The sequence below is a fragment of the Streptomyces sp. NPDC005963 genome (assembly GCF_040638655.1).
GTDB lineage: Bacteria > Actinomycetota > Actinomycetes > Streptomycetales > Streptomycetaceae > Streptomyces.
Map to the genome: position 1 here is coordinate 761,577 of NZ_JBEXVD010000001.1, position 23,447 is coordinate 785,023.

A 23,447-nucleotide genomic window follows, 5' to 3' on the forward strand; every position below is an offset into this window, starting at 1 on the left:
GGATGGGGTGATCAGTGCTGTGCGGGGACGCCGCCGCGGAAGAGAGGCCGCTTCTCGCCGGCCGAAATCGGCAGGTGGAAACGATTCTGCTGCGGCGGCATCGGACAGTTGTACTGATCGGAGAATCCACACGGCGGCACGAATGCACGGTTGAAGTCGAGCCGCACGGTGCCCTCACCTGTCGGTGTGACGAAGAGGAAGCGCCCGGCGCCGTACGTGGTGTCGCCGTTGGTCGGGTCGCCGAAGACCAGCAGCAGGACACCGTTGTCATCAAAGGCGCTGAGTCGATAGTCCCGACCATCCACCGTGAGCGCGATGTCTCCCGGGACGACCAGGTCACGCGTACCGCCGTTGTCCCGGATGTGCTCGAAGGCGACCTTGCGGGCTCCGGGAACCGGCGTGTACGAGGCATCGAGGACCCAAGCCGGGTCATACGGGAAGACGTCCGTGCGCTCGAAGGCCGCGATCGCAGGCGAACGAGGGTCCCAGAACCGCAGGGCGTGCTCGGGCTCTCCCGTGAGGGGGTCGGTGCGCTCCACCGTGGTGACCGTCACTCCCGGCTCCTGCCCTCGGCTCGCCGCCTCCGGATCGGGTCGTTCGCCCCGCGGGAGCCAGCGGGTCTCCACCAGCGCGAGATTCCCGGTCGCGGACGCGAGCGAGCGGTGTCGCTCGACGCACCACGCCTCCCACTCCCCCACGGGGTCAAGGGACGGCTGATCAGGGACGACGGGGTGTGACACGGCATGGACTCTCGCGTAGACGATTCGACGACTTCACGCCCAAAAGTCACTTGGCGTGAAGTTCAACCCAAAGCTTGCTCTTTATCTTGCATAAGACGAACTAATGTCAAGTTGTGACACATGGTGAGATGACGCCATCAGACGGCATCAGGCGCCGCCCCGGATTCCGTGATCCGTGTTTCTGCTCTTCGGGTGGGCCATGTTGGGTTTGCGGCCCGCGGACGCAACGGTGGCTTCCCTTCGAACCCGCGCACCCGGACGTTCCCGCCCGTAGAGACACACCCCCGAGGGCTCGATCACGGCCAACACCGCCTTGATCCGGCCATCCGCACTCCAGGCCCTGGGCCGCCCCCGTCGACCGTGATGGCATCACCGCATGGACGACGAGCGGCGCATCCTGATCGTGGCCTTCGACAACGCGCAGATCCTCGACGTCGCGTGCCCGAGCGGCGCCCTGGACATCGCCAACCGGCAGGGCGCAACGCCCCGGTACGCCGTCGAGTTGGGCACGCTCGGGCAGCGTCCGGCCCGCACCTCGACGGGCATCGTCCTGGGGGCGGGGTGCGAGCTGGAGTCGGTGACAGGACGTCTGGACACCCTGTTGGTGGTGGGCGGTACCGGCACCCCTGCCGCGGCGGCGAACAGTCGGCTGCTCGCCCAGGTCCGCCGATTGGCACAGTGCAGTCGCCGCATCGCCTCGGTGTGCACCGGCACCTACATCCTGGCCGCGGCCGGACTGCTGGACCACCGGCGGGTGACGACGCACTGGGGATACGGGGAACAGTTGGCCGCCGATCATCCCCGGGTCGCCGTCGACGTCGGTCCGCTCTACATCCGCGACGGAAACGTCTACACCTCCGCGGGCGTCACCAGCGCCCTCGATCTCACCCTGTCCCTGATCGAGGACGACCACGGCCCGACGCTGGCCCGGGCGGTGGCCCGCCAGTTGGTCTCCTATCTGCACCGCCCAGCCGATCAGGCCCAGATCAGCATGTTCCTCTCCGCCCCGCCACCGGGTGACAGATTGGTGCAGGACCTCACCCGCCATATCGCCGCCCATCTGGCGGGCGACCTCACCCCGCGTGCCCTCTCGCTCCGGGCGGGCGTCAGCACCCGTCATCTGACCCGCTTGTTCGCGACGCACCTCGGAGTGACCCCGGCGAGGGCGGTGCGGTCCGCGCGGACCGAAGCCGCGGCCCACCTCGTACGGTCGTCCGATCTCCCGCTGGCGGCCATCGCCCGCCGGTGCGGTCTGGGATCGGCGGAGACCCTGCGGCAGGCGTTCCTGGACCACTACGGGGTCACCGGGGACAGGATTCGCAGGATGCCGGACATGCCTCGTCCGAAGACCCCGCCCGCCGGCAGACTTCCCCGCCATGACGAATCCCCCCTCGAATCCCCCCTTGAGTCACTTCTCGAAGTCAGGGCCTGCGCCGACCCGTAGGACCCTGCTGCGCACCACGGCGGCCGGTGCGGCGCTCACCACGGTCGGCCTGGCCGGGAGCACGGCGGCCCACGCCACCAGCCCGGTGCGGCCGGGCCCCCGCATCGGCATCCTGTTGTACGACGGCTTCAGCGTGCTGGACGCCACCGGCCCCGCGGAGGTGCTGTCCCGGCTGCCCGGCGCGGAGGTCACGATGGTGGCGCAACGCCGAGGGCCGGTGCGTACGGACACGGGCGACCTCCGGGTGATGGCCGAGCGGTCGATCGCCGACGTCGACCGGTTCGATGTGCTGTTGGTGCCGGGAGCCGGGGCGCGGGGTACGACGAGCACGATCGCGAATCGATCTCTGTTGGAGTGGATACGCAAGGTGCACCGGCACACCCGCTGGACGACCTCCGTGTGCACGGGCTCCCTCGTGCTCGCCGCCGCGGGTCTGCTGGAGGGGCGGAAGGCGACGACGTACTGGGCGTCGGCGCCCTATCTCGAATCCGTCTACGGTGTGACCTACGTCCCGGAACGCTATGTGCGCTCCGGAAAGATCATCACGGCGGCGGGCGTGTCCGCCGGGTTGGACATGGCCCTCCAGCTGTCCGCGCTGATGGCCGGCGACACCACGGCCCAAGCGCTCCAGCTCGCACTCGAATACGACCCGCAGCCCCCTTTCGATTCGGGAAACGCGGCGGAGGCGGAGCCCTGGCTCAAAGAGTTGGCCCTGCAACTGCTGGCCCAGTCCCAGGTCTGACGGCCACGGCACCCGGGGCCGGGCCGGTGCCGGGTGGCCGTACACCCCTGTGACGTGGAGCGATGTCGGCGGGTGTGGTAGCCGAGTGACGGCACGGCTCCTATGAGAGACTGCTGAGGCTGGCGGCTAGCCACAGTCCGGATGCGTGGCCCGACTGACAGTCATCCACCACTCGGACGAAATCGTGTTGGGTCTACCCAGCAGTTGACTACGGCATTTCGAGTGGGGATTTGATGACCACAGTTCGTCTGACCACATCCAAGGGCAACATCGTGCTCGAACTCGACGATGAGAAGGCCCCCAAGTCGGTCGCCAACTTCTTGAGCTACCTCGACAGCGGTCACTACACCGGCACCATCTTCCACCGGGTGATCGGCACCTTCATGGTCCAGGGCGGTGGCCTGGACAGCAAGATGCGACAGAAGCCCGCGCCCAAGACGGTGGAGAACGAGGCGCGCAACGGCCTGAAGAACGCGAAGTACAGCGTTGCCATGGCCCGGACCTCGGCTCCCCACTCCGCCAGTGCGCAGTTCTTCATCAATGTGAAGGACAACGACTTCCTGGACTACCCGGGGCAGGATGGCTGGGGCTACGCCGTGTTCGGCAAGGTGGTGGAGGGTGAGGACGTCGTCGACAAGATCGCGCAGACTCCGACCAACGCCCAGGACGTGCCGCTTGAGCAGATCGTCATCGAGTCGGCCGAGGTCGTGAAGGACGCCGGCTGACGAAGCGCCTCCCGCTCACCCGAGTGACCTGCTCGACCTGCACCAGCCCTCAGCTGATGAGAGCCGCTGTGCAGGGCCGGGTCGGACGCATGGGCCTTCTGGGGCTCTCGTTCGACCGAGTGTCGGTCACACCGTCGCGACGGCACGGATGAGTGGTTCGGAGACATGGTGGAGGGGGCTGTCCGCGGAGCGGGCGGCCCCCTCCACCGTTCTCCGCAGCCGGGTACGGCGCGCCGGGACTGTGAGCCACCTGCCACCGGCACCGAGCGCCTTCGGACGAACCTCGCCCGTCCGCATCCATGGACCGCCGCCCGCGGGAAGAAGCGCAGAGGACCAATCCATGACGAGGGCCGAGCCCGGTCGCGACCGCGGTACGGCTCGGAGGAAGGGCGGCTGCCATGCCTGCGATGAGCGGAGCGTCCCCGGACGTGCTGGTGGTCGGAGCGGGGCTCGCCGGGCTGGCGTGCGCCGTCGACCTGCTGCGGGCCGGGCTGAGCGTCCGGGTGGTCGAGGCGTCGGACGGCGTGGGCGGCCGAATGAGGTCCGACCGGCACGAGGGCTTCGTCATCGATCGCGGCTTCCAGGTGTTCAACACCTCCTACCCCCAGGTGAAACGACGGCTGTCCCTGCCCGCCCTGAAGCTGCGCCCCTTCACCCCGGGAGTGGTGGTGCACACCGAGCGCGGCAACCTCCGCTTCACCGACCCCACCCGCGCACCCCACCGGTTCTCCGACCTCCGCCCCGGGCGCCTCGCTTCCGCGCGGGACCTCCTGGCGCTGGGGGTGCTCTCGGCACGGGACGTGCTCGGGCCGGTCGGACCGCTCAAGCGCGGAGAGGACCGCACCACCTGGACGGCGCTCTCGGCTGCGGGGTTCTCCGAGGAGTTCATCGAGCGGTTCTTCCGGCCCTTCCTGTCGGGCGTGTTCCTGGAGGACGAGTTGGAGACGTCCAGCCGCTTCTTCCATCTGGTGTGGCGCAGCATGGTGCGGGGCACGCTCTGCCTTCCGGCCCGGGGCATCGGTGCGGTGCCCGCCCAGCTGGCGGCGGGGCTGCCGGCCGATGTGGTGTCGTTGGAGCGCCCGGTCGAGCGGCTCACCGACGACGGGGTGCTGCTCGCATCGGGGCAGGAGGTCGCGGCGCGTGCCGTGGTGGTGGCGACCGGGCCCGGGCCTGCTGCCTCGCTGCTACCCGGGCTCGTGGTGCCCGTATCGCGCGTGGTCACGACCTACTACCACGCGACGGGCGGTCCCTCTCCGCTGCCCGAGCCGACCCTGTTGACCGATTCGGAGCGACGGTTCCTCAACACCTGCGTACTGAGCGAGGTCCAGTCGGGGTACGCCCCCGCAGGCCGTCATCTGGTCGCGACCTCCGTACTCGGCGCCGATGAGCCGGGGCGCGAAGCCCTCGTGCGCACGGCACTGGCCGAGGTCTACGGCACCGGAACCGACGGCTGGGAGCTGCTGACCGTACGCACGGTTCCCGATGCGCTGCCCGCCATGCCGCCTCCGCAGCCGCTGAGCCGTACGGCGTGGGTGGGCCCGGGGCGTTACGTCTGCGGCGACCACCGGGCGACCGGCTCGGTGCAGGGTGCACTGGCTTCGGGCACCAGGGCGGCGCGGACGGTGCTCCGGGACCTCGCGTCCTCGAACTGACTGGTCACCCGGCCGGGAGCACCGGATCGTCTCGAACTAGTGTGGCGCCCGGTGCATCCAGAACGACGGCACCTCTGGAATCCCGATCATCGGATGGTTCGACGCCATGCGGTGTTGCAGGGCCGGCCGGGAACCCCCGGCCGGGTCGGATTCGGTTCTCTATCTCAAGGGCCCGGGCGGTCTCGTTGAGGCAAGTGAACGTGACCACTCGGAGCGCGCATGTCCACCCCACCGCGAAGGGCCCGCTGGCTGATCCCCGTGGCCCTGCTCATCGCCTGGCTCGCGATCGGCGGGGGGCTGGGCCCCTACGCGGGGAAGCTGGGTGAGGTCGCCACCAATGACCAGGCCGCCTTCCTGCCGCGGAGTGCGGAGTCGACCCGGGTCATCACGGAGCAGCGGGCTTTCCAGCAGCAGGAGACGGTGCCCGCCATCGTGGTGTGGACCGCCGACGGCGGCGGTCGGCTGGATGGGGCGCAGCGCGCAGCGGCCACCAGGGCGTTGGCCTCCGTCGCCGGAGAGCGGGGTGTGGAGGGGCGGCCGTCCCCCGCACTGCCCTCGCGGGACGGGCGGGCGCTCCAGGGGATCGTGCAGCTCAGCCCCGACCTCGGAGACGAACTAGCGGGGACGCTCGACCGGGTGCGGAAGACTGCCGGGAGCGTGCCCGGTGCCTCGGTGCAGTTGGCGGGGCCGGCCGCCGCGCAGGCGGATCTGTCCGATGCCTTCGCCGGGATCGACGGGCTGTTGTTGGGGGTGGCCCTCGCAGCGGTGCTGGTGATCCTCTTGTTGGTGTACCGGAGCGTGCTGCTGCCGCTGGTCATCATCCTGGGGTCGGTGTTCGCGCTGGGTCTGGCGTGCGCGGTGGTGTACTTCCTCGCCGATCGCGGGGTGGTGCGGGTGGACGGGCAGGTCCAGGGCATCCTGTCGATCCTGGTGATCGGCGCTGCGACGGACTACGCCCTGTTGTTGACGGCGCGCTACCGCGAGGAACTCGCCCGTACGACGGACCGATTCCTTGCGGTACGGGCCGCGCTGCGGCAGTCCACGGGCGCGATCGTCGCCAGTGCGGCCACGGTCGCCCTGGGGCTGTTGGCGCTGCTGTTGAGCGATCTGACCAACAACCGGGCGCTTGGACCCGTCGGCGCCATCGGGATCGTCTGTTCGGTGCTGAGCGCCCTGACCTTCCTCCCGGCGGTGCTGGTGCTGCTCGGTCGGGCGGCCTACTGGCCGGCCAAGCCCCCTTCGGCGCAGTCGTCCACGAGTTCGTCGGGAGTGTGGCCCCGGGTGGCCGCACTGGTCGACCGGGCGCCCCGCCGGGTGTGGTCGCTCTCGCTGGTGGGCCTGCTGGCCTGCGCGGCCTTCGCGCCCACACTCACTTCGAAGGGTGTGCCGCTGGACGAGATCTTCGTCAAGGACGCGCCGTCCGTCTCGGCACAGAGCACGCTCGCCCGGCACTTCCCGGGCGGGTCGGGCAACCCTGCGGTCGTCATCGCCGCTGCGGACCGGACGGATCAGGTGGTGGAGGCGGCAGGCCGTACCCCGGGGGTGGCATCCGTGGCGGCGGTGACGGAGTCGGGGCGTCCCGGTGGCGGTCCGCCGCTCGTCGTCGACGGTCGGGTGCGCATCGACGTCACCCTCCAGGACGCGGCGGACAGCGATGCGGCGAAGGAGGCGGTGGCCCGGCTGCGCACCTCGCTCCATGCGGTCCCCGACGCGGCGGCGATCGTGGGCGGCTACACGGCTCAGCAGTACGACACCCAGGTCACCGCGGAGCGGGACCGCATGGTCATCGTCCCCGTCGTCCTGGTCATCATCTTGATCATCCTGATGGGGCTGTTGCGTTCGTTGGTGATGCCGATCCTGTTGGTGTCTACGGTGGCGTTGAACTTCCTGGCCACCCTCGGGGTCTCGGCCCTGGTCTTCGAGCACGTCTGGGGATTCGCCGGAACCGACTCGTCCGTACCGCTCTACGGCTTTGTGTTCCTGGTGGCTCTCGGCGTGGACTACAACATCTTCCTGATGTCCCGGGTGCGGGAGGAGTCCTTGCGGCACGGGGTGCGCGAGGGAGTGTTCAAGGGACTCGTCGCCACAGGCGGAGTGATCACCTCCGCGGGGGTCGTGCTGGCGGCGACGTTCGCCGCGCTCGGGGTGATCCCGCTCGCCTTCCTCGTACAGATCGCCTTCATCGTGGCCTTCGGGGTGCTGCTCGACACCTTGGTGGTGCGCTCGCTCCTCGTCCCCGCGCTGGTGCGGGACATCGGCCCCGCGTCCTGGTGGCCGGGGGTGTTGAGCCGGCGTCCAGCCGGGCGGGACAGCTGACGCACGGGCCGGGTCAGCTCGACCAGTCGAGCGGTCGAGCTGACCCGGCCCGGAAGCGGTCGCTAGCGCGGGCCGCCCACGCTGATGCCCGGGCCCTCCGGCCGGTCGTCCCGGTCATGCGGTTTCAGTTCTATGGCAATCCGGTGGGTCCTCTCCCGCGAGACCGAGGCCCCTGCCTCGGCGGTCAGCACACCGATGCGCAGACCGCCCCTGCCGTTGCCCTCCTGTCGGATCTGTACGGCGAACTCGACGTCGACGCGCTCCACCAGGAAGCGGAGCCTGCTGCCCTCGGCGCTGCGCTGCGCCGCCTCCAACTCCTCCCGGATCCGGCCGATCACCTCGGCCAGTCCGGCGGTCTCGTCACCTTCGTGCCCGCCCCGCCCACCACTTGCGCTCATCGCGGCCCTCTCGTGACACTACGGGGGCGGATCGCCACCCATCGTGGTTATTGTTGCGGAGTATGAGGGAGCCCGAGGGAACTTCCGATACTGCGGTGAGCGACGGCTGTTGGCGGGTGCGACTGTTCCAGGGGGAGGCCCGAGGGGCCGCGCCCCTGGGAGCGGGAGTGCTCCTGCCCGGCGGTCTGGTGCTCACCTGCGCCCATGTCGTACTCCATCCCCTTCGTGCCGCGCGGGACGGGTCGAACACCCAGTCGCCCCGACCGCTGGAACATGTGTACGCCGAGTTCCCCGCCGCCGGGCCGGCCGTACCACATCCGCTGCGTGCCGAAGTGCTGACCGAACACCTCCGTCCGCCGACCTCGCGCTACAGCGCGGACCTCGCCCTGCTGCGACTGGTCGAAGAGCCCGCGGTGCGGCCCGCCGTGCTCCACCGTCAGATACCGGCGCGCAACGAGTTGGTCCACACGGTCGGCTATCCGCAGGACCTCCCGGGCGGGGAGGACATCAACGCCCGGCTCATGGGTCGCGGCGGCCCCGGGCTCTATCCCGAATGGGTACAACTCGATCCGGAATCAGCGCCCTACGTCGTGCGGCACGGCTTCAGCGGCAGCGGGGTGGTGCACAGCAGGACCGGTGGGGTCATCGGCATCCTGGTCCACCAGCACGGCACCGAACGGGTCCCCGTCGCCCTGAGCCACGCCTATATGATCCCGACCGAGACGATCCTGCGGCACCTGCCGTCCGACGAGCTCCACCTCCTGGTGTCGGGACCGCGCGCCGTCTCGCACACCATCCCGCTCGATCTCACCCCCCGCACATCAGCACGTGCCCCGGGTCTGCGGCACACCATGACCCAGTGGCTCAGCGAGGGCGGCCCCACGGCCGGGACCAGCAGCGGGACGGGAAGGGTTTCGGCGCCGTCAAGACGGACTTCCGTCGGCTCCGGCATCGGCCCGGCGGCCTCGGCGGAAGGCCCCCGGAACCAGCACGGCGCCCCGGAACCGGTGGAGTTGGCCTTCGCCGCCGACGACGACCTCGACGCCCTCTCCGTCATCCACTCCACGCTCATCCTCGCCGACCGCGAGCGCAATCCCCGCGCGTTACCCGGTACGGGAGCGAGGGAGCCGCTGGCCGGGTCCATCGATCTGGCGCTGGACGCCACGGGCTGGACCGCGGAGAAGCTCATCGCCCGCACTGCCGCCCGGGCGGGTCTGGACGCCCCGACCACGCCGAACACCGAATCGGGCAGACTCCTGGAGCGGATCGCCGCCAAGGGCCCACCGCTCTCGGCCGCCTTCCTCTCCGTCGACCGGGCGGAACCGACCGGGGAAGCGGTCCTGCCCCTGCTCCACGCCCTCCTCAAACCGGGACACAGCCGGCTGCTGTTGACCTTCCGCGACGCCCGTTCCCCGTTGCTGGAGCGGGTTGCCGAAGAGCTGCTCGACACCGGTTGGGCGGAGCGCCGGGCGGCTGCCGTCGCCGTACGGCTGGGTCTGCTCGCCGAACTGGAACACCGGGAGCGCAGGCTCCAGGAGGCCCGCACGGGCCCGCGGTCCCGGCCGGAGGGCGAACCGGCGTCCGGTCGACTCGCCGCGCGGTTGGCCGAGTTACGCCGGGGCGGCGCCCTGAACAACAGCGCAGCCCTCTGCCACGAACTGTTCCGACTGCGCACTGCGGTGGAGGACGCCGTACAGGCCCTCGATCCGCCGCGTCCATCCCGCGGATACGTGGTGCTCCCGCCGGGTAACGGACTCATCGACCTGCCGCACATCACCGTGGGCGATCCGGATGACTTCGTCGAGCCCGAGCCCGACGGCGAGGCCACCGCGGTCGGAGGTGCCGCGCTCGTGCGGGGGCAAGAACTCCACCAGCAGTACCGGGTCGTCGGCCGGCTCGGTCAGGGCAGCTACGGGCAGGTCTACCTGGCCCGCGATCAGATGCTGGAGGAACGGGCCGTCGCCCTGAAGGGGGTGCGCGACCCCGATGACCCGAGTGCGATGAAGACCGCACTGATGGAACGCCTCCGGCTCGTCAGCCTCAACCACCCCTCGATCATCAAGGTCTTCAACTACGCCAAACACCCCAGCCATCCGGCGAGCACCGCCAAGTTCATCGTGATGGAGTTCGCCGACGGTGCACCACTGCATTGGGTCGCCGACCAGATCGCCCAACGCATCGAGCCCTTCCACGACTACCGGGTGCACGAGTTCATCGCGGCCTACGGGCTGCGCATCCTGGACGCGCTCACCTATCTGCACGTCGAGCGGAAGTTCGTCTACGGGGACCTCTCCCTCAGCAATGTGATCCACTGCGGCGACGGCATCAAACTGATCGACGTGGCCGGGGTGCGCCCCATCGGTGCACCGGGTCCCGTGACGTATCCGGCCCCCGAACTCCACGCGGACACCCGCATGACCGTCCCCGCCGATCTCTACGCCGTCGGGACGGTCCTCCACACACTGCTCGACCAGGTGCCCGAAGACCCCTCGGGGCTGGGCCCCACCTCGCTGCGGCGGCTCCTGAACCGTGCCACGGCACTGCTGCCCGAGGAGCGGTTCGCATCCGCGGAGGAGATGTCCGTACAACTACGGGGAGTCTTGAGGGAGTTGCGTTCGCTCAGGCTCGGCGAGGAGACGTTCGAGCCGTCGCCGCTGTTCGGGGCGGCACCCGCCGCGCTCGACGGGGAGCTCGGCAAGGCACCGCCGCTCGATCAATGGCGGCACGGCGGCAACGTCAAACGACGCTTGACCGCCCGTCCCCCCAAACCGGCGGACGTCGCCCTCGGCCTCCCACTCCCCAAACCGGACGGAGCGGACGAGAACCGGACCGAACTGCAACGCACCTCCTACGACGACCCCGCGGGACTGCTCCAGCTCAGCAGCGCCTGGGACGAGTCGCCGGAACGGGCGCTGCTGCGCTGTCGGCTCCATCTGGAGATCGCCCGCGACCATCCCGGCGAGGCCCTCGCCGAACGCCGTTCCGCCGAACGGGAGTTGATCCGGGCCAAGGCCGCCATCGGAGCACTCGCCGCGTACGACTGGCGGTTGCACTGGCACCGCGGTCTGCTCCACCTCTCCCGGGCCGAGATGGAAGCGGCGTTGGAGTGCTTCGACCGGGTCTACGCCGCGATCCCCGGCGAGTACGCGCCCAAGCTCGCACTCGGCTACTGCCACGAGTTCCTCGGCCGGCCGAAGGAAGCCATCGCACTCTACGGGGCGGTGTGGCACCGCAACCGCGCGCTGGGCGGCGCCGCCTTCGGACTCGCCCGCATCCACCTCGCGGACGGAAGACCGCAACTCGCACTCAATTGCCTCGGCGCCGTCCCCGCCGACTCACGACACCGCACCGCCGCCCGTACGGCCATGGTGCGCATCCTCGCCGACCCGCCCGCCGACGGCTCCCCGCCCACCGTGGTGGCTGCCCGGCGGGCCTGGGTGGCGCTGCACCGGCTCACCCTCAAAGAGGGGCTCACCGATCGGCACGCCCAGGCGCGGCTGCGCGCCGACCTCCAGGAACTGCTGCTCCAACTGGTCACCAGCGTCCCGACCGAACCACCGCCGGACGACGGATCCGCAGTGCGGGGCGGCGCGGGCGAATCGCCCCTGGTGACCCTTCGTCACCAGCTCGAACGACTGCCGGAAGCCATCCCCGCCCCCCTGTCGGAACGTGAGCTGCGGGAACAGCTGGCGGCCTGCTACCTCGGACTGTCCGAAGAGGTGCCGCTCGCTCCGCGGCCCGAGAACCGGGCGCTGGCCGAGGCCCTGGTTGACAACGCGTACCGCACCCGCCCCTTCGGTCTGAGCCACCGACGCGGCGAGCCACGGCACGAGCTGTTCCGCAGCTGGTTGCCGTCCCGCAAGTCCCGACAGAACGAGCAGGGCGGGCAGCCATGACCGATCGCCGATTCCGTACCCCGGGCGCACGACGCCCCGTCCGGCAGATTCCCGGACACCTCCTGCGGCGACTCGTACGACCGGCCTCATGGCGTACGGCGGGGGGCACGGTGTGGCGTTGGGCTTCGGGCCGCGCGGCCGGGGACGGGCGCAAGCCCACCGCTCAGTTCCTACTGGGCAGGATGTTGCTGTTACCGGCCGTCTCCCTCACGGTCCTCGTCCTCGCGGCGAGCGCGTACTTCCATCTCCACGGCCGTACCGCTCAGTTGAGCGAGCGGCACTCCCCCGCACTCGTCGAACTGACCCACGCCAGGGTCTCGCTGACGCTGGCGCAGTACGAGGCGGGGCGGCGGCTCGGTTCGTCCGACGGCGCCCCGCTGCCGCAGACCGATCTGGTCGGGCTCGGTGAACGCTATCCCTCGTTGCTGACCGAGGCGTCCCAGAGCCTCAACAACGCGGCGCAGACCCGGGCCCTGAGCAGGGCGCAGGAGCAGGAGATCCGGGTGGTGTCGGGCCTGGTGGTCGCCTACGACGACTGGATCAACTGGGCGAACAGCCACCATGACAACGACGGGCTGCGTCGGGCGGGCATGGAGTACGCATCGGGTCTTCTGGGTGACGGCAGGGGCCAGGTCGAATCCACGGCCGTTCTCGACCGCATCCGCACATTGGAGCAGGAGTTGCGCAACGACGCCGCCGGCTTGTCCGGGTGGAGCCCGCTGTCCGCGACCACGGCGTCGATCGCCGTACTGGCCTCGTTGTTCTTCTTGTTCCTGGTCGTGGGCACCCTCGACTTCGTCCGTGGACAGCTGCGCGTGCGGAGCCCCCTGTTGACGGTGTACACGGTCCCGGTCGTGCTGGCGCTGGTGATGGTGGCGTTCGGCATCGCCGGTCAACACCGTGCACAACACCACGTGCGCGAGATGGCCGATCGGCTCGGTCGGATCGCGGTTCCCTACGGGGCGAGCACGGGGATCAAGGACGAGATCAAGGACGAGATCGGGACCGACGCCCGGATCGACGACGAGGGCGAGCGGCTTGCGGCCGATCTGGGACGCGCCCATCCGCAGGAGTGGACGTCGATCGTCTCGGTGGGCCTGTCCCTGGGCGCCGCGGGCGCCCTGGCCGGTGGATTCACCCTCTTCCACTACGGCCGCAGACACTTGGCGATCCATTGGAGGACGCTGTGAAGAGATCACGCCCGCTGGTGCGTTCGGCCCTGGTGTGTGCCCTGTTGGCCGTCTCCACGCTCGCCTCCGCCAGTTGCTCGGTCGAGGAGCAGCGGACGCTGGTCGTCCTCGGCCCGTGGACCGACGGGGAGGAGAAGCCGTTCGAAGCGACACTCGCCAAGATCAGCAAACGGACGGGGACACGGTACGTGTACGAGGGGACCCGCTCCCTGCGGGAGACGCTGGTCGCCCAGCTCCGCACCGACTCGCCGCCCGACGTGGCCATACTCAACGGTCAGGGTGAGTTGGCCGAGTACGCCCGGGAGCGTGACGCCAAACCGCTGCCGGAGAAGCTGGCGGGAGCGGCCATCGCCCCCTGGGCGCCCAGGATCACGCTCCTCGACGAGAGCGGGGAGCAGCGGCAGCACGCCTACGGCGTGCCGGTGCGGGTGGACCTCAAGAGCATCGTGTGGAGCCGACAGGGCGATGCCCGGGCCGCCGCGAAGCCACGGTGGTGTCTGGGTATGGCGTCGGGCGCCACATCGGGGTGGCCGGGTACGGACTGGATCGAGGACCTGCTCCTCCAACTCCACGGCCCCCAGGTGTATGAGAGCTGGGCCATCGGCGAGATCGCCTGGAACGACCCCCGGGTGAAGGGCGCCTGGGAGGCGTGGCGCAAGCTTCTGCTGGCGGGCGGTCCCGGCACGGGTGCAGCGGCGGTGTCCACTCCGTTCGAGGATCTGGGTGATCGCGGGTACGGGCTGTTGAACCGCGGCGACTGCACCCATGAACACCAGGGTTCCTTCATCCGTCGCCACTACGGCGACGACGTGCTCCCCACCGCCACATCGGAGGTGGTGCCGGGGCTGCCGACCGGCGGCCCCCGCGCCTTCGAGGTGTCGGGCGACATGGCGGCGGTGTTCACGTCCAGCGATGCGGCGTGGGAGTTGATGGAGGAGCTGATCGATCGCAGGACCCGCAACGACTGGGCCACGGCGGCGAATCCTGCGGAGCGTCCGTTGTTCCCTGACGGCGGTACGGGCCCACGACCGGTGACTCCTGCCACCTCGGCGGTGCTGAAGTTGTTGGCGGGGGCCGACGAAATATGCTTCGACGCCTCCGACGCGATGCCCTCCACCCTGCGCGGTGCCTTCCAACGGGCAGTGTTGGAGTTCCTCCAGTCCCCGGAGGACGACGCCCTGCTCGCAAGTCTGCTGCGGCAGTTGGAAGCGGAACGGAAACTACAGGCCGAAGCGGGTGCCTTCGCGTTGGACCATCTCTGCGGGCGGCCGAGGGCCTGATCCCGGTTGCCCCCGCACGGCTCGGGGGTAGGTACCCGGACGCCATGCCAGAGCGCCGGATCCGAAGTGGCTCAGCTCTGTCCGAGCGCGTCGAGTTCGGCGGTGATGGCGCCGTGCATCAGTTCCCGTGCGTGGGGGATCGTGGTGGCGCCGCTGAGCCAGCGCATACTGAGCCCTTCGAGCAGGGCGGTGAGCCGTTCGGCCGCGGCGGCGTGCGCCGAGGCGGGGGCCATGGGTCGGACGCGGCCCAGGAGTGCGGCTACTTCCTGCACCCATTCCAGGGTGGCCCGGGCGAGGTCTTCGCGCAGCACTTCGTCGAAGACGGCGCTCGCGCGCAGCTCGCCCCAGGCGGTGCTGTTCTCCCGTACCTCCGTGGTGTCCTGAAGTTCGAGGAGCAGGGTCCGTGCCAACTCGTCGCGGGGGGTGAGTGGCGGATCGTCCGGGTGCCGGTCGGTGGTGTAGCGCTCGGCGCGGTCGCTGATGAATTCGAGGGTTCGGCGCAGGACCCCCGTACGGTCCTTGAAGTGGTAGTAGATCAAGGCGGTGGAGACTCCGGCTTCGGCCGCGAGTTCCTCCACCCGCAGGCCCCGGACGCCGCGCCGGGCGATCACCCGGGCGGCTGCTTCAAGGATCTGAGTGCTGCGCGACGCCATGGCCCGCACTGTACCGGGACGTTCCGGGGCAGACGCATGGGGCCCGCCACCGGGCACGCGGGCCGGTGACGTGCGGTCGAGCGCACCGCGTGAGGCGCTGAGCCGTCGCTCGCGCGGCGCCCTGCGGGGTCGTGCTCCCGCCCTGGCACGAGACGGACCGAACCGTGATCAGCCGGCGGGTTCATCGCGTTTCCCGTTTGACTGAAATTTCAGTCAGTGGCACAGTGGCGACACGCGGCCGTATCGCTTCCTCCCGCATTCCGACCCTTTGCGGCTTGAGCGCGCACCCTGGTTCCAGGGGCTCGTGCCGCGCTCCCGAGCCCGCCCGGGCCGGATGCGCCCGCCCGCCCAGTCCCACGATCGGAGCCCCATGTCGAATCCCGCCCGCAGCCGCCGGACCGTACTCCGCGCCCTCGCCGGACTCGGCACCTTCGCCTTCGGCGCCGTCGCCTGCGGCCCCTCCGGAGAAGCCGTGCGGTCCAGCGCCCCCGCCGCCTCCCCGCAGCGGACCTCGAAGGCGTCGGAGCGTCGTCTCGGCGCCGAGTGGGAGAGCCACACCCGTACGTTCATGTCCTGGCCGGCCCTCACCTCGGTCTGGGAGGAGGACCTGCCGTACGTACGGGAGGACATCGCACGGATCGCCCGCGCCATCGGCGAGTACGAGGCGGTCGTCATGATGGCCCGGCCCTCGCAGGTGAAGGCGGCCCAGCGGGCGTGCGGCTCCGGGGTCGAAGTCATTCCGCTGGCCGTCGACGACCTGTGGGCCCGCGACACCGTCCCCGTCTTCGTCGAGGAGGACGGCAAGGTCATCGGCGTCGACTTCAACTTCAACGGCTGGGGCGACAAGCAGGAGCACACGAACGACGCCCAGGTCGGCCGCAAGGTGCTGGAGCGGTACCGGATCCCCCGGGAGCAGGCGCCGCTGATCTCCGAGGGCGGCTCCTTCGAGCCCGACGGGGAAGGCACCCTGCTGATCACCGAGAGCTCGATCGTCAACGCCAACCGCAACCCCGGCAAGAGCCGGGACACGATCGAAGCGGAGCTCAAGCAGAACCTGGGAGTGGAGAAGGTGATCTGGCTCGCGGGCGTACGCGGCGAAGACATCACCGACGCCCATGTGGACAGCCTGGTGCGCTTCACCGAACCCGGTGTGGTCCTGCTCGACCGCGCCTACCCCGGCACCCCGCCGGACTCCTGGTCACGCTCCGCCGACCAGGCGAAGTCGGTCCTGTCGAAGGCGACGGACGCCCGCGGACGACGCTTCGAGGTCATCGACCTCCCCCAGCCCGATCTGAGGAAGATCACGGGCGAGGGCGATGACTTCCTGGCCACGTACGCCAACTTCTACATCGCCAACGACGCCGTCTTCATGCCCCGCTTCGGCGACCGCACGGCCGACAGGCGCGCCCGTTCCATCCTCCAGGAGCACTTCCCCAAGCGGGACATCGTGCCGATCGCCATCGACACCGTCGCCTCGGGCGGCGGCGGAATCCACTGCGCAACGCACGACCAGCCCGGCGAACCGGCTGCGTGAGCGCCCGCCGCCCCCAAGACCTTCATCTTCGGGGGAAGCGGGCGCCAAGCCCTCCGGGGCTCGCTCAACCCGCGAAACGGGCCATCCACGCCTCGACCTCGTCCGCCGACCGGGGCAGGCCAGCCGACAGGTTCTCGTGACCGTCGTGGGTGACGACGAGGTCGTCCTCGATCCGGACTCCGATGCCCCGCCAGTCCTCGGGCACGGTCAGATCGTCCGGCTGGAAGTACAGACCGGGCTCCACGGTGAGCACCATGCCCGCCTCCAGGACGCCGTCGACGTACTCATCGTTCCGTGCCTGTGCGCAGTCGTGGACGTCCAGACCGAGCATGTGACCGGTGCCGGCCATGGTGAAGCGGCGCTGGAGACCGAGTTCGTACGCGCGCTCGGCAGGGCCTTCGATGAAGCCCCACTCGACCAGTCTGGCCGCCAGATGGCGCTGGGACGCCTCGTGGAAGTCGCGGTAGGCGGCGCCCGGCTTGACCGCGGCCATGCCGGCCTCCTGCGCCTCGTACACCGCGTCGTAGACCTGGCGCTGGAGAGGCGTGAAGGTTCCGCTGATCGGCAGCGTACGGGTGACATCGGCGGTGTAGAGGGTGTGCGTCTCCACCCCCGCGTCGAGCAGGAGCAGGTCGCCCGGGCGCACCGGACCGTCGTTGTCCGTCCAGTGCATGATCGTGGCGTGATCGCCCGCGGCACAGATCGAGCCGTAGCCGACGGAGTTGCCCTCCAGGCGTGCACGGCGGAAGAAGGTGCCCTCGATCCAGCGCTCGGAGGACGCGATCGCCCGGGAGAGCTCGGCGATGACATCGGTGAATCCGCGCACGGTGGAGTCCACGGCCTTGCGGAGTTCGACGATCTCCCAGTCGTCCTTCACCAGGCGGAGATCGCTGAGCGCCTCTTCGAGTGCGTCGTCGCGGTCCGCATCGGTGGTGACGGCGGCCTCCAGGGACGGGTCGATGCCGCGGACGATCCGCGTCGGCACATCGGAGCCGGCCAGGTCGACGGTCGCGGTACGGATGTCCCGGCAGGGCAGTCCGAGCACGAGCTCCGATTCGGCCAGGGAACGCCGCCGCCCCATCCAGAGCTCCGCCGTGGGTCCGGTCCAGAACTCGTCGTCGTTCCTGCCGTCCCGCGGGAGCTGGTAGCAGTAGGCGTCATGGCCGCCGTCCGCACGGGGTTCGAGGACCAGAGCGCAGTCCCGGGCCCGGTCGCCGGTCATGTGCACATAGCCCGTGTACGGCCGGAACGGGTAGCTGTCGTCGTTCGAGCGGACCTTGAGGTTCCCGGAGGGGATCACGAGGCGCTCGCCCGGGAAGCGCGCGGAGAGCGAGTCGCGGCGTCGGGCCGCGTACGGAGCCTGTTCGTCGAGCCGCAGGTCGTGGCGCTCGGTGTCCGCCCACCCCGTTCGCATCAGCGCGGACAGTTCCTCGGAGATCTCTGCGTAGAGACCGTTCTTCCGGCCCTTCTTCGCCACGTCGTACACCTTCCTTGGGTGGGTCCGTCACCGACGAGGGGGTCGGCAGCCGTGCGGTTCCACTCGCCTGCGGTGCGGCTCAAAGGCCCCTCGCTGCCCCCGGTCGTCGGCGGCACTCGGACGGTATCCCGTCCCGGCCGGGCCCGGTGCCCAGGAGTGCCACTGGCACAGATCGGCCAAAACCCTTCCCGGATCCGTTGACAATGGGACGCATGACGAACGCGAAACTCGGGGAGGCCCTGCGGCTTCTGGGGCTCGACCGTGCGGCGGCCCAGGTCTATCTGACCCTCCTCGAACTGGCCCCCGCCCCGCTGAGCACGATCGCGGACGCGGCCGGTGTGGACGGTACGGAGATCGCCGGCGCTTACGGGGCGCTGGTGGAGGCCGGTCTGGCCAGCGCCGTCCGTGAAGGCGCGGACGTGGTCGCACCGGTTTCGCCCACCGCAGGTCTGGAGATCCTCGCCCGCCACCGGGCGGCCGAGGTGGAGGAGTCACGCATCGCGGTCGGCGGCGCTTTCGAATCGTTCCGGCGGCAGCGACTGGCCGCGTACAACGACGACCTCGTGGAAGTGGTCACCGGCGACGCGATCGGCCCGAGGATGCGGCTGGCCTGGGCGAGCGCCCGTGATCAGATCCGCCAGTTCGAGTCGCCCCCGTACTTCCCCCTCCCGGGCGCCACGGACGACGCGCTGGCCACACTCGCCCGCGGGGTGACGCAGCGCGTGGTGTACTCACGCGCGTCCCTGGAACATCCGGGCCATCTGAAGGAAGTCATCGAGCCGTGTGTGAAAGCCGGCGAGCAGGCCAGGGTGTTGCCGTCGGTCCCGGTCAAGCTCGTGATCATCGACGAGGCGTACGCACTGGTTTCGTTGTCGATCAAGGAGGCCGATGTTCACAACACCATGCTGGTCGTGCAGCCGTGCGGCCTGCTCTCCGGGCTGATCGCGCTCTTCGAGCAGTCCTGGCAGAACGCCCTGCCCTTCGAGGGCCGCACCACCCGCCCGGGCGGCCTCGCGCCGGCCGATCGGCGTCTGCTGTGGCTCCTCGCGGGCGGTGCGAGTGATGACGTCATCGCCCGCGAGATGGGGATCAGTCGCCGCACCCTGTTCAGACGCCTCCAGATCCTCATGGCCCAACTGGGCGCGGCGAACCGGTTCCAGATGGCCTTGCAGGCGCAGCGCAACGGTTGGTTGTGACCCGGTACACCGCCGCTACGGGGTGCGACCCCTGTCCTCTCGCGCGGCGCCGACGTCACGCGCACCGATGAGCCAGGGAGGGAAGCAACCGCCCCTTGTCTGTCCATGGGCGGCGGGCAGATCAATACATCGGGCAACTACTGCTGATTTTCAGCCACTTATGCGATCATCATCTCGTCATCTCCGGATCCCCCGCGCTGCGTGCGACGGCGCCGTACGGACGCGCCGTCGTGCCCGCTCCGCATCCTTGTGAGTCCCGCGCGGGTCCGGGCACCCTTGTTCACCGCCTGCGCCTTCACGGGGGAACTCCATGCACCACCGATCGGGTACGCCCGCGAGACCCAGGGCGTACACCGCGATCCTGCTCGCCCTGTCCGTCCTCGTGTCCCTGCTGCTCCCGGCCGCGGCGGGCTGGGCGGCAGACGGGACGGTCGGGCTGGGTGCGACACCCGCGGGATCTTCCTCGACTTTGCCTTCGCCCTCGCCCTCTTCCTCGCGGGTAGACCCCTCGCGGCTGCCCTCCGATGTCGACCCTGCCCGCGGGCCCGAGGCCGAGCCCGCAGCCGGTGACGAGCAACAGGACCGAAAGCGCGACGGCGCTGACGAAGAGGACACCGCCCGGTCCAAGGGAAGCAGGGCCCTGGCCCGGGCCGCCGCAGCCGGGGCCCCCAACGCCGCCGACTGCTCCGCCCTTCCGCTCGCCCCCTTCGGCGACCCGGGTTCCGCCCTCCGCAAGGTGACCGTGCCCAGCGAAGGGAGCAGCTGCTTCGTCTTCACCGCTGAACAAGCGGGCCCTCACCACACCCCGCTGGAGAGCCCCGGTTCCTCGGGCAGCGGATACGTCCAGGTCTTCGACGGCCAGGACCAGTTGGCGTGTGAGCTGGCAATCTGCGACCTCCCCCGAACGGGCGCGTTCACGCTGAGGATCGTCAACGACACGTGGGACGCAATCGAGTACCACGTCTCGGTCGTCCCCCTGGGTGTCGGCACCCCCGGCTGTCTGCCGACGGTGGGCACCTCACTCGGCGCTCCACCGATTTCCGGCTCCTCCCCCTCACCGCTGGCCATGATCTGCCAGCCGTTCAACGCCCAGCCCGGCGAGCGGATCCTCTCTGAACTGAAGCCCGAGCGGCACGGTTCCGGACGCAGTTGGATCAGCGATAGCAGCGGCGCGATCATCTGTCCCGCCAACCAGGACGACTTCGGAACCTGTGTGCTCCCCGGCACCGGGCCCTATCGCCTCATCGGCCAGATCGGAAGGGCCGAGGGCGGCTTCCCCGCCGCCTACACGCTGCGGATCCATCGGCTCTCCGACCCCGAGGGATGCCAGACCGTTCCCGTGAACCGCTACGGCTCCGCCCCCACGGCGAGCGCTCCGGGGGTGCACTGCAAGACGTTCACCGTCCCGGTCACAAGACAGTACGACGCATTTTCCGTAGGCGAGGGCTACCGATACCGACAGACCGTCCGTGACAACACCGGAGCCATCGTCTGCCCGGCGTACGAAGGGGTCTCCTGCGAGCTGAAATCCGGCACCACCTATGTGCTGCACACGGGTGACGCCACGCTCCTCCTTGACCGCGCGTCCGGTGCGGGCTGTGAAACCGTCCCACCCGGTTCACACCGCGGCACCCTCGCCCATGGCGCGACCAACTGTCTGGAGTTGCCGTTCGCTCAGGGAGCTTCCATCGCCCTTCCGCAATCCTTCGGGGCCCAGGACGTGCCCACCGAGAGCGTCGTCCGTGACGCGTCCGGCAAGGAACTGTGCGGCTGGGAGAGCTTGGCCAAGGGCTTCTGCAAGCTGACCGGAACGGGACCGTTCCGGGCCCATGTCACCGGGCACAGCGACGACCGGCGAGCCGGTCCCTACAGCCTCTCCTTGATCCGTACGGACGATCCGGCCGGCTGTCGAGTACTGCCCGCCGGGGACTTCACCGCTCAGAGCCCTTCGGTGTCCCTCACCACCGGAGGTGGTTCCTTCGCCGAGTGCCTCGCCATCCCCGCTTCGGACCGTGGTTCCGTCGAGACGCTTCAGATCAGGACCGTCACCGGATCCTCCCGGAATACCGACGTCTATGTCGTGAACAGCGACGGCCGTGTCGTCTGCTCACTCGAAGGACACGAAGGCGGCACCTGGATCACCTGCAAGCTCCGCAGCGGTGGTGCACACACCGTCCTCTTTGCCGGCGTCGACAAACCAGCCGCCTACACCCTCGCCCGACGGGATGTCACCAGCGGTGCGAAGGGCTGCACCAGCACCCCGGCGGTCCCGGTCGGTGGCCCCTCCAGTGCCGGCAAGCCCGCACCAGCGGGCAGCATGACCTGCCACCGTGTCACCACGGCAAGCGCCAAGGACGCCCTGCACCTCAATGTGCGGGATGTGCACAAGGCGTTGTTCTTCGCCGTGTTCAACGCTTCGGGCGTGCCTGCCAATTGTTGGTGGGAACGCGCCTGCGGAGCCAACGGCTCCACCGCCTACCAGGTCATCGTCAGCGCACTGCCCGGCAAGCAACTGCCCGCTTCCTACCGGTTCGACGCACTGCGCATCCGTACCGGATCGACCCCGGCCCCCGAATGCAGCAGGGCTCCCAACGTCACCTACGGCTACGGGCCGATCAGCGGTGTGTTGAACGAGCAGCGCACCGCGCAGTGCGTGGCGCTGCCGACCGCCACTCGCGACGAGTTCGCCGTCGCGTTCGATGACACCGCGGGTGGTGCCGCAACCGCCGTGCCGTCGCTCTACAACGACTCCCTGTCGAACCTCTGTGGACTGTCCTGGGACGGCGCCTACTACTGTGCCTCCGGCAGCGGACCGCACGGGACCTCCCAACCGACCGTCCTGGTCGTCGGGCTGCCGGAGACGGCGTCCGCGACGTCGTACCGACTGCGCTTGGACTGCACATCACCGTGGTGCGGTACCCAGAAGTACACCGTCACCGGTGCCACCCCGACGACCGGGGCATCCGGGTCCACGGTGACACTGAAGGTGAGCGGCTCCGCCCTGCACGAGAAGGACCGGATCCGGATCCGCTCCGGTGCACGGCGGATCGACTCCTCCGCGGTGTCCGTCACCACGTCCCGCACCACGCTCACCGTGCGGCTCGACCTCGCGTCCGCCGCAACGGGCGTGTGGAGCATGGGTGTGATCCCCCACGGGGGTCAGGAACGGCCCCTGGGGAGTTTCACCGTCACTCCGGCGGTCCTGAAGAACACCAAGGCACCGACGGTCGGCGGTACGGCGAAGGTGGGTGTCAAGCTGACCGCCCAGCCGGGCACCTGGACGCCCGTACCGACCTCCTACGGCTACCAGTGGAAGGCCGACGGAAAGGACGTCCCCAAGGCAACCGGCTCCACCTTCACCGTCCCGGCCTCGCTGCTGGGCAAGAAGGTGAGCGTCACGGTCACCGCCAGGCGCACCGGCCACCCCTCGGGGACGGCCACCTCGACGACGACCACCGTGGCCAGGGGCAGCGCACCCAAAGCGACCCAGTCACCCACGGTCTCCGGCACGGCCAGGGTGGGCAAGAGACTGACGGCGAAGCCGGGCACCTGGACGCCCGTACCGACCTCCTACGGCTACCAGTGGTACGCCAATGGATCGGCGATCTCCGGCGCGACGAGGAGCACGCTGGACCTCACCTCGGCACAGGCGGGCAAGAAGATCACCGTGAAAGTGACGGCCAGGCGGACCGGTCACACCGACGGAACTGCGGTCTCCAAACCGACCTCGTCGGTCACGCGTTGACCCGGTGAGCACCGGGACTCGGTCCCGGGGGTCCCGCGGCGGGGCTACGATTGCGGCGAGGCGAACAAACGTGCGCATACAGGAGGGTGCTTCGTGCTCGGTGTGATCCTGCTGGTGGCGTTCGTCGTCGTTGTGGTCGTTGTGACCTACGCCGTCAGCCGCTGGCGCCCAACCCCCCGTTGGGCGAATCGCCGTGGCCGCAACTGCCCGAACTGCGGTGGCTTCCGGGTGCGGACGGTGGTCAGTGACGATCGGCTGAACGGGATGCTGGAGTGCCGCGCGTGTCAGCGGGTGTGGGAGCCGGAGGACCACCGGTCCTGAAGCCCGCCGGATCCGTGGCACGCACCCCGTGGGCGTCGCTCCGCCGACCCTCCGGTGAACAGGTGTGCGCGCCCCTGAGAAGTGGGCCGCGAGCCGGTGGTGACCTCCGATTCCGGGCCTGCGGCAGGCACCCACTTG

The 23,447-nt window shown here is 69.8% G+C and carries 16 protein-coding genes; 12 read left to right on the plus strand and 4 right to left on the minus strand.

All coding sequences use genetic code 11. The features are described 5' to 3' along the window. Window positions 1-11: 11 nt before the first annotated feature. Window positions 12-740: a DUF1684 domain-containing protein gene (locus ABZ348_RS03135; RefSeq protein ID WP_358928717.1), complete on the minus strand. Its 729-nt coding sequence runs from the start codon at window positions 738-740 to the stop codon at window positions 12-14. Between the two features lie 376 nt (window positions 741-1,116). Here ABZ348_RS03135 and ABZ348_RS03140 point away from each other — a divergent pair, with 376 nt between their 5' ends. From ABZ348_RS03140 to ABZ348_RS03160, 5 genes are all read left to right on the plus strand, one after another. Then, a complete protein-coding gene (locus ABZ348_RS03140; RefSeq protein ID WP_358928719.1) occupies window positions 1,117-2,184 on the plus strand; it encodes a DJ-1/PfpI family protein in 1,068 nt (355 codons plus the stop codon). Further along, entirely contained in the window at window positions 2,144-2,926 is a 783-nt protein-coding gene (locus ABZ348_RS03145) for a DJ-1/PfpI family protein (RefSeq protein ID WP_358928721.1), read from the plus strand. The genes ABZ348_RS03140 and ABZ348_RS03145 overlap by 41 nt, the downstream gene beginning before the upstream one ends. A 233-nt stretch (window positions 2,927-3,159) precedes the next feature. Then, the gene (locus ABZ348_RS03150; protein WP_358928723.1) at window positions 3,160-3,651 is read left to right on the plus strand and encodes a peptidylprolyl isomerase; all 492 of its coding nucleotides are present in this window, start codon (window positions 3,160-3,162) and stop codon (window positions 3,649-3,651) included. Between the two features lie 398 nt (window positions 3,652-4,049). Continuing rightward, window positions 4,050-5,303 (plus strand): NAD(P)/FAD-dependent oxidoreductase, encoded by a 1,254-nt coding sequence (locus tag ABZ348_RS03155; protein ID WP_358928725.1) that lies wholly within the window; start codon window positions 4,050-4,052, stop codon window positions 5,301-5,303. Window positions 5,304-5,522: 219 nt separating this feature from the next. Continuing rightward, window positions 5,523-7,619: an MMPL family transporter gene (locus ABZ348_RS03160; RefSeq protein ID WP_358928727.1), complete on the plus strand. Its 2,097-nt coding sequence runs from the start codon at window positions 5,523-5,525 to the stop codon at window positions 7,617-7,619. 62 nt (window positions 7,620-7,681) lie between these two features. Here ABZ348_RS03160 and ABZ348_RS03165 read toward each other — a convergent pair whose 3' ends face one another. Next, the gene (locus ABZ348_RS03165) at window positions 7,682-8,017 is read right to left on the minus strand and encodes a trypco2 family protein (RefSeq protein WP_358928729.1); all 336 of its coding nucleotides are present in this window, start codon (window positions 8,015-8,017) and stop codon (window positions 7,682-7,684) included. A gap of 95 nt (window positions 8,018-8,112) precedes the next feature. On the opposite strand from ABZ348_RS03165, the gene ABZ348_RS03170 reads away from it, so the two are divergent. The 3 genes from ABZ348_RS03170 to ABZ348_RS03180 are packed head-to-tail and all read left to right on the plus strand — an operon-like array spanning window position 8,113 to window position 14,383. After that, window positions 8,113-11,913, plus strand: a complete 3,801-nt coding sequence (locus tag ABZ348_RS03170; protein ID WP_358928731.1) for a tetratricopeptide repeat protein — start codon at window positions 8,113-8,115, stop codon at window positions 11,911-11,913. Continuing rightward, window positions 11,910-13,103 carry a hypothetical protein gene (locus ABZ348_RS03175; protein ID WP_358928733.1) on the plus strand — a complete coding sequence of 398 codons (1,194 nt, stop codon included), beginning with the start codon at window positions 11,910-11,912 and terminating at the stop codon, window positions 13,101-13,103. Before ABZ348_RS03170 ends, ABZ348_RS03175 begins: the two co-directional genes overlap by 4 nt. Continuing rightward, window positions 13,100-14,383, plus strand: coding sequence for a hypothetical protein (locus tag ABZ348_RS03180; RefSeq protein ID WP_358928735.1), 1,284 nt, complete (start codon window positions 13,100-13,102; stop codon window positions 14,381-14,383). The genes ABZ348_RS03175 and ABZ348_RS03180 overlap by 4 nt, the downstream gene beginning before the upstream one ends. A 71-nt stretch (window positions 14,384-14,454) precedes the next feature. Here ABZ348_RS03180 and ABZ348_RS03185 read toward each other — a convergent pair whose 3' ends face one another. Beyond that, on the minus strand, window positions 14,455-15,036 hold the full coding sequence (locus ABZ348_RS03185; protein WP_358928737.1) for a helix-turn-helix domain-containing protein: 582 nt from the start codon (window positions 15,034-15,036) through the stop codon (window positions 14,455-14,457). Window positions 15,037-15,406: 370 nt separating this feature from the next. On the opposite strand from ABZ348_RS03185, the gene ABZ348_RS03190 reads away from it, so the two are divergent. Continuing rightward, entirely contained in the window at window positions 15,407-16,570 is a 1,164-nt protein-coding gene (locus ABZ348_RS03190; RefSeq protein WP_358928739.1) for an agmatine deiminase family protein, read from the plus strand. Window positions 16,571-16,634: 64 nt separating this feature from the next. On the opposite strand, the gene ABZ348_RS03195 is transcribed toward ABZ348_RS03190, so the two are convergent. Next, window positions 16,635-17,984, minus strand: a complete 1,350-nt coding sequence (locus tag ABZ348_RS03195; RefSeq protein WP_358928805.1) for an aminopeptidase P family protein — start codon at window positions 17,982-17,984, stop codon at window positions 16,635-16,637. Between the two features lie 275 nt (window positions 17,985-18,259). Between ABZ348_RS03195 and ABZ348_RS03200 the strand changes: the two genes are divergently transcribed. The 3 genes from ABZ348_RS03200 to ABZ348_RS03210 all read left to right on the plus strand — a co-directional run bounded on the left by ABZ348_RS03200 (window position 18,260) and on the right by ABZ348_RS03210 (window position 23,309). Next, the gene (locus tag ABZ348_RS03200; RefSeq protein WP_358928741.1) at window positions 18,260-19,243 is read left to right on the plus strand and encodes a helix-turn-helix domain-containing protein; all 984 of its coding nucleotides are present in this window, start codon (window positions 18,260-18,262) and stop codon (window positions 19,241-19,243) included. Between the two features lie 310 nt (window positions 19,244-19,553). After that, a complete protein-coding gene (locus ABZ348_RS03205) occupies window positions 19,554-22,988 on the plus strand; it encodes a cell surface protein (RefSeq protein ID WP_358928743.1) in 3,435 nt (1,144 codons plus the stop codon). Between the two features lie 93 nt (window positions 22,989-23,081). Then, a complete protein-coding gene (locus ABZ348_RS03210; RefSeq protein ID WP_358928745.1) occupies window positions 23,082-23,309 on the plus strand; it encodes a hypothetical protein in 228 nt (75 codons plus the stop codon). Window positions 23,310-23,447 lie beyond the last annotated feature (138 nt).